General features: G+C 70.2%; 8 protein-coding genes. 1 reads left to right on the forward strand and 7 read right to left on the reverse strand.

Annotated elements, in window-relative coordinates; genetic code table 11:
- Nucleotides 1–51 precede the first annotated feature (51 nt).
- The 6 genes from PLL68_RS07115 to PLL68_RS07140 form a co-directional block, all read right to left on the reverse strand.
- Entirely contained in the window at nt 52–324 is a 273-nt protein-coding gene (locus PLL68_RS07115; protein WP_324532990.1) for a hypothetical protein, read from the reverse strand.
- Nucleotides 325–343: 19 nt separating this feature from the next.
- Nucleotides 344–1,054 carry a RelA/SpoT domain-containing protein gene (locus PLL68_RS07120; protein ID WP_324532992.1) on the reverse strand — a complete coding sequence of 237 codons (711 nt, stop codon included), beginning with the start codon at nt 1,052–1,054 and terminating at the stop codon, nt 344–346.
- Between the two features lie 18 nt (nt 1,055–1,072).
- Nucleotides 1,073–2,659 carry a signal recognition particle protein gene (ffh, locus tag PLL68_RS07125; protein WP_324532994.1) on the reverse strand — a complete coding sequence of 529 codons (1,587 nt, stop codon included), beginning with the start codon at nt 2,657–2,659 and terminating at the stop codon, nt 1,073–1,075.
- A 161-nt stretch (nt 2,660–2,820) separates the two neighbouring features.
- On the reverse strand, nt 2,821–5,214 hold the full coding sequence (locus PLL68_RS07130; RefSeq protein WP_324532996.1) for a [protein-PII] uridylyltransferase: 2,394 nt from the start codon (nt 5,212–5,214) through the stop codon (nt 2,821–2,823).
- Between the two features lie 2 nt (nt 5,215–5,216).
- Nucleotides 5,217–5,555, reverse strand: coding sequence for a P-II family nitrogen regulator (locus tag PLL68_RS07135; RefSeq protein WP_159900192.1), 339 nt, complete (start codon nt 5,553–5,555; stop codon nt 5,217–5,219).
- Nucleotides 5,552–6,949 (reverse strand): ammonium transporter, encoded by a 1,398-nt coding sequence (locus tag PLL68_RS07140; RefSeq protein ID WP_324532999.1) that lies wholly within the window; start codon nt 6,947–6,949, stop codon nt 5,552–5,554. The genes PLL68_RS07135 and PLL68_RS07140 overlap by 4 nt, the downstream gene beginning before the upstream one ends.
- 146 nt (nt 6,950–7,095) lie before the next feature.
- On the opposite strand from PLL68_RS07140, the gene PLL68_RS07145 reads away from it, so the two are divergent.
- A complete protein-coding gene (locus PLL68_RS07145) occupies nt 7,096–7,515 on the forward strand; it encodes a thiol-disulfide oxidoreductase DCC family protein (RefSeq protein WP_324533000.1) in 420 nt (139 codons plus the stop codon).
- Here the strand turns inward: PLL68_RS07145 and ftsY are convergent.
- Nucleotides 7,512–8,723 carry a signal recognition particle-docking protein FtsY gene (ftsY, locus tag PLL68_RS07150; protein ID WP_324533002.1) on the reverse strand — a complete coding sequence of 404 codons (1,212 nt, stop codon included), beginning with the start codon at nt 8,721–8,723 and terminating at the stop codon, nt 7,512–7,514. The two genes, PLL68_RS07145 and ftsY, sit on opposite strands and share 4 nt — an antisense overlap.
- Nucleotides 8,724–8,824 lie beyond the last annotated feature (101 nt).

The following is an 8,824-nucleotide window of genomic DNA, read 5'->3' on the forward strand; positions in this document are numbered from 1 at the left end:
CCCGCGCCCCGGCCGTGCCGACCGCGAGCGTCGAGAGCGACTCGCTCCCGGTCACCCAGCGATACGAGAGGTTTGACGCACGGCGCGCACCGCCGTGGCGCCTCTCCGGGTCAGAGTCACGACGTCGCTGAAATAGCGGGAGTGTGTACTGCGCAGCGCCTCAGCAGATTCGGCGCCGAGCACCACGACCTCAACATCGGGGTTTCCGCGGTGGAGCTGCTCCGCCGCAAACCGCTGGCTCATGGCCTCCCGCGCGTCCGTGAACTCCTCTTCACGAAGCACACGTCCACCGAGCCGGTCGAACACGATCATGAAGTGCTTCATGGTGCGTGCTCCTTCACAGTCAGCCGAGGGCGTCGTCGATGCCACCGTACAAGTCGGAGATGGCTGCTAGCAGGTCGTTCGTTGACTCTTCGAACTCTGTGAACGCTACCTGATCCAGAGATCGTTCCCGTTGCATGTCCTCAAAACGTGCAATCACCTCTGTCGCACGGTCGAGCGTCTCAAGGAGATGACCCCGTGTATAGCCCGGCACGATTTCGATGTCCGCGCCAACCAGCGGCTCGCCATAGCGGATCCCTCGACCCCAGCGATCCGCCAGCCTTTCGATGGTTTGCGCCCAGATGTCTTGAGGGGTCGTTCGCACTTGGATCTCGACAGGCAACTCATCTCGCCGAACGATCACATGAACTGCGCGGTACCCGTGTGTCGGGTTTGCCCTCCTGTCCACGACTCGACTACTCGCGCCGAACTCCCGGACGATCGCGTCGACGACTTCGTCCTGCTCGGAGCAGCCGCCGTCTATGACGATTCGCACCCCTGCGACGTCCTGAACGGACTTGAACGAGGTCCCACGATTCAACTTGTCAATCAGTGTGCCGGTGGACTTGACGCGGGAGGTCGAGGCATACCCCAACGCAGCCAGTGTCGCCTGCACCTCGTCCAGCGCCCTTTGGTAGGAGTCAAGAACCGCGTGGAGGAGCAGCCAGTCGGCGTCCGTGACCTCGCCTTGACGCAGCCGCCTGCCAAGCGCATCTAACGCGCTGCGCGACACCGGTAGCGGCACCGTAGGTCACTGCCCCAGGAACTTCTCGAAGCCCTTGGGCAGGCTTGCCGGGTCGATGGTCGCCGGGTCGCCCGCGCCGGGAGCGCCGAAGGCACCACCGCCGGATGCCGGGCGCTCGGCCGCCGCTCGCTGCTCGGCTGCGCGCTTGGCCGGGTTTCCGGACTTGGACTTCTTGCGCTGGGGCACCTGCTGACGGCCGCGCTTGCCCGGGCCGGAGCCTCCGCCCGGCATCCCCGGCATGCCCCCGCCGCGAGCGAGCTGCTTCATCATCTTCTGGGCGTCGGTGAAGCGCTCGAGCAGCTGGTTGACCTCGGAAACGCTGGTGCCCGACCCCTTGGCGATGCGGGCCCGGCGCGAGCCGTTGATCTGCTTGGGGTGGTTGCGCTCGAACGGGGTCATCGAGCGCACCATGGCCTCGACCCGGTCGAACTCGCGCTCGTCGAAGGCGTCGATCTGGGCCTTCATCTGGCCCATGCCCGGCATCATGCCGAGGATCGACTTCAGCGAGCCCATCTTCTTGATGGCCGCCATCTGCTGAAGGAAGTCGTCGAAGGTGAAGTCCTCGGCAGCGAGGAACTTGCGCTCCATCTCCGCGGCGTGGGTGCGGTCGAACGCCTTCTCGGCCTGCTCGATGAGGGTGAGGATGTCACCCATGTCGAGGATGCGAGAGGCCATCCGGTCGGGGTGGAAGACCTCGAAGTCCTTCACGCCCTCGCCGGTGCTCGCGAACATGATCGGGCGGCCGGTGACCGAGGCAACCGACAGGGCAGCACCACCGCGGGCGTCGCCGTCGAGCTTTGTCAGCACGACACCGGTGAGGTCGACCCCGTCCTGGAAGGCGCGGGCGGTCTCGACCGCAGCCTGACCGATCATCGCGTCGATGACGAACAGGACCTCGTCGGGCTGGATCGCCGCACGGATGTCGGCGGCCTGCTGCATGAGGTTCGCGTCGATGGCGAGGCGACCTGCGGTGTCGACGATGACGACGTCGTGCTGGGCCCGGCGCGCGTGCTCGACACCGGCGCGCGAGACGGCCACCGGGTCGCCGTGGCTGCGGGTGCCCTCACCCGTCTCGGAGACGACGTCGTGGCCGAAGACGTTGCCGCGCTCAGGCGCGAAGACCGGCACGCCAGCGCGCTCACCGACGACCTCGAGCTGGGTGACGGCGTTCGGGCGCTGGAGGTCGGCGGCCACGAGCAGAGGGGTGTGGCCCTGGTCCTTGAGCCACTTCGAGAGCTTGCCGGCCAAGGTCGTCTTGCCGGCACCCTGGAGGCCGGCGAGCATGATGACGGTCGGCGGCTGCTTGGCGAACGCGATCGTGCGCGTCTGTCCCCCGAGGATGCCGACGAGCTCCTCGTTGACGATCTTCACGACCTGCTGCGCGGGGTTCAGCGCCTCGCTGACCTCGGCCCCCAGCGCGCGCTCACGCACGGCGTGGGTGAACTCCTTGACCACCGGCAGCGCGACATCGGCGTCGAGCAGGGCGAGACGGATGTCGCGGATCGTCTTGTTGACGTCCGACTCCGTGAGACGACCCTTGCTGCGGAGGTTCTTGAAGGTCTCGGTCAGGCGGTCGGAGAGGCTGGTGAACACCGGTCAAGGCTAACGGCTGATGCCGACGGGCCCCGACCGCCAACACCCTCACCGCGAACGTGGGTGAAAATCGTCGGCTGGACGACGATCTTCACCCACGTTCGCAGGAGGGCCGGAGGGTTCGCCGGAGGGTCGGAGGTTTCGCAGGAGGGTCGCGTGGCTCAGATGCCGTCACACGTGTCGATGATGAGGCTGACCGCCTGCGCGACCCGAGCGGGCGGCAGGGGCAACCCGTCGGCCCCGGTCAGGTAGAAGGTGTCGAGGGTCTGGCCGGCATAGGTCGCGATGTGGGCCGAGCGCACCGAGATGCCGGCCAACGCGAAGGCGGCACCGATCTCGTGGAGCAGTCCGGGCCGGTCCTGGGCACGCACCTCGAGCACGGTGGCGTCGCTGCTCGCGCCGGGGACGATCAGCGCTCGCGCCTGACCCGGCGTGCCGATCGACGACCGCCCTGACGGCCTCGGGTGGTGTGCCCGACGCCGGTCCAAGGTCGTGAGGGGTCCACGATCCCCCTGCGCGAGGCGAGCCAACCCGCGCTCGATGCGCGCGGCATCCGGCACCGCTCCACTCGGCGACTCGACGTGCCACTCGTTGACGGCGATCCCGTCGACGGTGCGCAGGATGGCCGTGCGTACGGTGTGGCCCTCGGCCGCGAGCAGGCCCGCGGTGTCGGCGAAGAGCCCGACCCGATCGAGGTCGGTGATGTCGAGGCGGTGCGACCCGCCGGTGGCGATGACTCGCACGTGCGGCTCCCCCGCCCGCACCGAGGCCAGCCCACCGGCATCGAGCACACCCCAGGGGACGATCGCCGAGTCGGCAACTCCGACGGGCACACCGACCCGGGCCGGCCCCGCGAGCCGCTCGCGCACGGCAGCGGCCAGCTGCGCGAGCAGGGTGGCTCGCCAGTCGGTCCACGCCGCCGGCCCGGCCGCGGACGCGTCGGCTTCGCTGAGCGCGAGGAGGATCTCGAAGACGTCGCCGTCACCGTCGACCGCGGCGATGGCCGCATCGACGGTGGCCGGGTCCTGGTGGTCGCGCCGGGTGGCGAGCTCGATGAGGGTCAGGTGCTCCCGCACGAGCAGCACGAGAGTGTCGACGTCCTCGGGCGAGAACCCCCATCGGGTGACGATCGGCCGGGTCAGCTCGGCGCCGGTGACCGAGTGGTCGTGGGCCCCACGGATCTTGCCGATGTCGTGCAACAGGGCTGCGACGAGCAGCAGGTCCGGACGCGAGACCCGTCGCACGAGCCCCGCCGCTCGCACCACGGTCTCGATGAGGTGCCGATCCACGGTGTGCCGGTGCACCGCGCTGCGCTGCGGCCGCGAGCGCACCGACGCCCACTCCGGGATCCACCGGTCGATGATGCCGACCTGGTCCAGCCCTTCCCAGACCCCGACGAGGCCGGGTCCGGCGGCGAGCAGGTCACCGAGGAGGTCACGCATCCACGGCGGCCACGGGGCCTCGGGCAGCGGCGAGCTGGAAGCGAGGTTGTCCAGCGTCGCCGGGGCGATCGGCAACCCGGCCCGGGCCGCGACCACACCGGCCCGCAGCGGCATCCCCGCGTCGGCCTCGGCGAGCCGGGCGGAGCCGAGGACGACCTCGCCGTCGCTGGAGAACAGCCCGTGGCCGAGCGGCGTCATCTGCGGGCGGCGCGGCCCGACGCGCAGGGTCCTCGCGCGCTGCGACTGGCCGGCCCGGCGCAGCGTGCCGTCGAGGGCGTAGGCGATGACTCGTCCGGCGTGCGAGACCGCCGTCAAGAGGTCGTCGGAGTCCTGGTGGCCCAGGAGCGCGGCGACGGCGTCGTGGTCCTCGCGTCCGAGCCGGTCACGGCCCCGGCCGGTGACGACGTGCACGGCGTCGCGGACGTCGAGCAGGGTGGCCTGGGCGGCATCGACCCCGCCGTGGGGTCGGTCGGCGAGCCAGGCCTCGGCCAGGGCGGACAGCACGGTCATGTCCCGCAGGCCGCCGTGGGCCTCCTTGAGCTCGGGCTCGATGGACTGGGCGAGGTCACCCTGTCGCTGGTGGCGCGAGGCCACGGCCTCGACCAGCAGGGGCAGCCGCTTGCGGGCGTTGCCGCGCCAGTCGTGGGCCACGGTCGAGCGGGCCGCGACGACGAGCTGCTCGTCACCCGCCAACGGAGCGAGGTCGAGCAGCCCCACGGCGGCGGTGAGGTCGGATGCCGCGACCTGGCGGCACTGCGTCACCGTGCGGACGCTGTGGTCAAGACGCACCCCGGCATCCCAGATCGGGTACCAGATGCGGTCGGCGAGCGCCGTCAGCTCCTTGGCGGGCAGCGAGCGCTCGGAGTGCAGGAGGACGAGGTCGTAGTCGCTGAGGGGGCCGGCGTCACCGCGGCCGATGCTGCCGACGGCCGCCAGGGCGATTCCCTCGATCCGGCTCCCACCCGTGGCGCTCGCCCAGATCCCGGCGAGCCACCGACGGTTGAAGGCTGCGAGGGCGGCCCGGCGTGCCGGGCCGGCACCCGCGACGGCGAAGTCGCGGGTGCCGGCCAGGTCGAGCCGCCTGGAGCTGAGCTCGCTCGAGGGGGTTGTCATGCTCAGATCGCCTCGACGCCGCGCTCTCCGGTGCGGACCCGGGCGACGTCCTCGACCGGGACGACCCAGATCTTGCCGTCACCGATGCGGCCGGTCTGGGCGGCCTTGAGGATGACGTCGACCACGGAGGAGGAGTCCATGTCGTCGACGAGCACCTCGATCCGGCTCTTGGGTACGAAGTCGACGGTGTACTCGGCACCGCGGTAGACCTCGCTGTGGCCACGCTGGCGCCCGTAGCCGTGGGCCTCGCTGATGGTCATGCCCTGGATGCCGAAGGCCTCGAGGGCCTCCTTCACCTCGTCGAGCTGGTGGGGCTTGATGATGGCAGTGACGAGCTTCATGCCTGGGCTCCTTCGAGGTTCTTGGCCGGGGCGCCAGTGGGGGCGGCGCTGGGGCCACCGCTCATCCGACCACCGCGAGAGTTGATGTCGTAGGCCGACTCAGCGTGCTCGGAGCCGTCGATGCCTGCGATCTCGACGTCCTCCGGAACGCGCCAGCCCATCGTCGCCTTGAGTGCCAGGGCGATGATCAGCGTGACGACACCCGAGATGACGAGCGTGGCAAGCGCGACGAGCACCTGCAGGACGAGCTGGTCGATACCGCCACCGTAGAACAGACCCGTGGAGGTCGCGAGCAGTCCCGCGCCGACGGTGCCCCAGAGGCCGGCGACGAGGTGGACGCCGACGACGTCGAGCGAGTCGTCGTAGCCGAGCTTGAACTTCAGGCCGACGGCGAGGGCGGCCAGGCCACCGGCCACGACACCGAGGATGATCGAGCCGAGCGGGCTGAGGGCGCCACAGGCCGGGGTGATCGCGACGAGACCGGCGACGACACCCGAGGCCGCACCGACGGAGGTGGCGTGACCGTCACGCACCTTCTCCACGACGAGCCAGCCGAGCATCGCCGCGCACGTCGCGGCGGTGGTGTTGACCCACACGAGGGCGGCGGTCTCGTCAGCGGCGAGCTCGGAGCCCGCGTTGAAGCCGAACCAGCCGAACCACAGCAGGCCGGCGCCGATCATGGTGAGCGGCACGTTGTGGGGGCGCATGGCCACCTTGCCGAAGCCGACGCGCTGGCCGACGACGAGCGCCAGGACCAGCCCGGCGACACCGGCGTTGATGTGCACGACCGTGCCACCGGCGAAGTCGATCGGCACGACGTTGGCGACGCCGTCGGTCACGCCGAACACGGCTGCGGCCAGGCCACCCTCGGCACCGCTGAGCAGGCCGCCGCCCCACACCATGTGGGCGATCGGGAAGTACGCGAAGGTGACCCAGAGGGCGGCGAAGACCATCCAGGTGGAGAACTTCACCCGGTCGGCGACGGCGCCGCTGATGAGGGCGACGGTAATGACCGCGAAGGTCAGCTGGAAGCCGACGAACGCGAGCTCGGGGATGTTGCCGTAGCCCTCGTAGCCGAAGGGGTTGATGATCGTGTCGGTGCTGGCGAGGCCGAACTTCTCGAACGGGTTCGCGATGATCCCGCCGACGTTCTCGCTGCCGAAGCTCATCGAGTAGCCGTACAGGACGTAGATGATGCCGACGACGCCCATCGCGCCGAACGACATCATCATCATGTTGAGGACGGACTTGGTTCGGGTCATGCCGCCGTAGAACAGGGCGAGACCGGGGATGGTCATGAGGAGGACGAGGGAGGCGCAGAGGATCAAGAACGCCGTTGCTGCGTAGTCGACCGTCTCCGCTGCCTCCGCCAGGGGCATCAGTGGTGTGCTCATGTCGTCAACGATCACCCCGGTCCGTTACCCCTCACTCCCCCGGATGTTTCGGGGATGTTGCATCAGGCCAGTGGGTGTAAGCATCCGGTTTCACAGGACCAGAGGTCTCGCATCCTGAGACCTGGTGACCGTGGGACGATACGGCCATGGCTCCACACCCGCTCACCGCCGCACCTCTGCCGGTCCTGGTGTTCGACGGGGACTGCGCGTTCTGCACGACCTCGGCCGGCGTCATCACGCGCCGGCTGCGGCGCTCCCCCGATGACTACGCCGTGCAGCCGTGGCAGCACCTCGATCTCGACGCCCTGGGCCTGACGCCCGAGGAGTGCGACGAGGCGGTGCGCTGGGTCGGTGAGAACGGCATCCGGGATGCCGGTCACGTCGCCATCGCGCGGGCGCTGCGCGCGTCACGCTGGTGGGTGCGCCCGGTCGGTGTGGTGCTGGTGGCGCCGGGGGTCAACGCCCTCGCGGCCCGTGCCTACCGGTGGGTCGCGGCGAACCGGCACCGCCTGCCCGGCGGCACCCCCGCCTGCTCCCTCCCGTCGCCCCCGCCTCCGGCGGCCTAGTCCAACAGGGCGTCGACGAACGCCTCGGGCTCGAACGGCGCCAGGTCGTCGGGACCCTCGCCGAGCCCGACGAGCTTGACGGGGACTCCCAGACCGCGCTGGACGGCGACGACGATGCCGCCCTTGGCGGTCCCGTCGAGCTTGGTGAGCACGATGCCGGTGATGCCGACGACCTGCGAGAAGACCTCGGCCTGGCGCATGCCGTTCTGGCCGGTGGTGGCGTCGAGGACGAGCAGGACCTCGTCGACCGGGCTCTGCTTCTCGATGACCCGCTTGACCTTGCCGAGCTCGTCCATGAGGCCGACCTTGTTCTGCAGGCGCCCGGCGGTGTCGATGAGCACCACGTCGGCCTCCATCTCGGCGGCAGCCTTGACGGCGTCGAAGGCCACCGCGGCGGGGTCTGCGCCATCGCGGTCGGAGCGGATCGTAGGCACCCCGACGCGCTCGCCCCAGGTCTGGAGCTGGTCGGCGGCGGCTGCACGGAAGGTGTCGGCAGCACCGAGGACGACGTCCTTGTCCTGCGCGACGAGGACCCGGGCGAGCTTGCCGACGGTCGTGGTCTTGCCGGTGCCGTTGACCCCGACGACGAGCACGCACGCCGGTCGGCCGTCGACCCGCGACGACACGATCGAGCGGTCCATCGACGGGTCGACCAGGGTCAGCAGCTCCTCGCGCAGCCAGCCACGCACGGTGGCTTCGTCGGTCGTGCCCTCGACAGCGACCTTGGTGCGCAGGGAGTCGACGAGCTCGGTCGTCGCGGCCACACCCAGGTCGGCCGCGAGCAGGGTGTCCTCGACCTCCTCCCACGCAGCCTCATCGAGCTTGCCGCCCGACAGCAGGGCCAGCAGTCCCTTGCCGAGGGCGCTGTTGGACCGGGCGAGGCGGGCCCGCAGCCGGCGCAGGCGACCAGCCGGGGCATCGGGACGCTCGAGCGTCGGGGTGGGGACCGGCTCGGGGGTGATGACCTCCGGCTCGAGAGCCGGTTCGAGGACGTCGGGGGCCGGGCGCTCGATGGTCCCGACCGCGCCCTCCGGAGCCGCATCAACCTCGACGGCGGGACCGCCGGGCGCGCTGCTCGGAGGAGTCGGGGGAAGCTCCTTGGACCGTCCTCCACGGCCACGCATCAGGCCAACGGCGATACCGCCGAAGACGACGATGATGCCGATGGCGACGGCGAGGTACTCCCACAGGGTGTCGATGGCGCTCACCCGTTCATCCTCGCAGCCGGGCGACCACCCCCCAAAACCGACGAGATCAGAAGATGCGGACCCGGTCGCTCGGGTCGACCCACAGCCCGTCGCCCGGGCTG

The organism is Ornithinibacter sp. (assembly GCF_035443565.1).
In the GTDB taxonomy this organism is placed as follows: domain Bacteria; phylum Actinomycetota; class Actinomycetes; order Actinomycetales; family Dermatophilaceae; genus Fodinibacter.

Excerpts from the sequence above, each read along its gene's own strand:
- PLL68_RS07115 (WP_324532990.1), bottom strand. The coding sequence starts at position 324 with ATGAAGCACTTCATGATCGTGTTCGACCGGCTCGGTGGACGTGTGCTT.
- PLL68_RS07130 (WP_324532996.1), bottom strand. The coding sequence starts at position 5,214 with ATGACAACCCCCTCGAGCGAGCTCAGCTCCAGGCGGCTCGACCTGGCC.
- PLL68_RS07135 (WP_159900192.1), bottom strand. The coding sequence starts at position 5,555 with ATGAAGCTCGTCACTGCCATCATCAAGCCCCACCAGCTCGACGAGGTG.
- PLL68_RS07140 (WP_324532999.1), bottom strand. The coding sequence starts at position 6,949 with ATGAGCACACCACTGATGCCCCTGGCGGAGGCAGCGGAGACGGTCGAC.
- PLL68_RS07145 (WP_324533000.1), top strand. The coding sequence starts at position 7,096 with ATGGCTCCACACCCGCTCACCGCCGCACCTCTGCCGGTCCTGGTGTTC.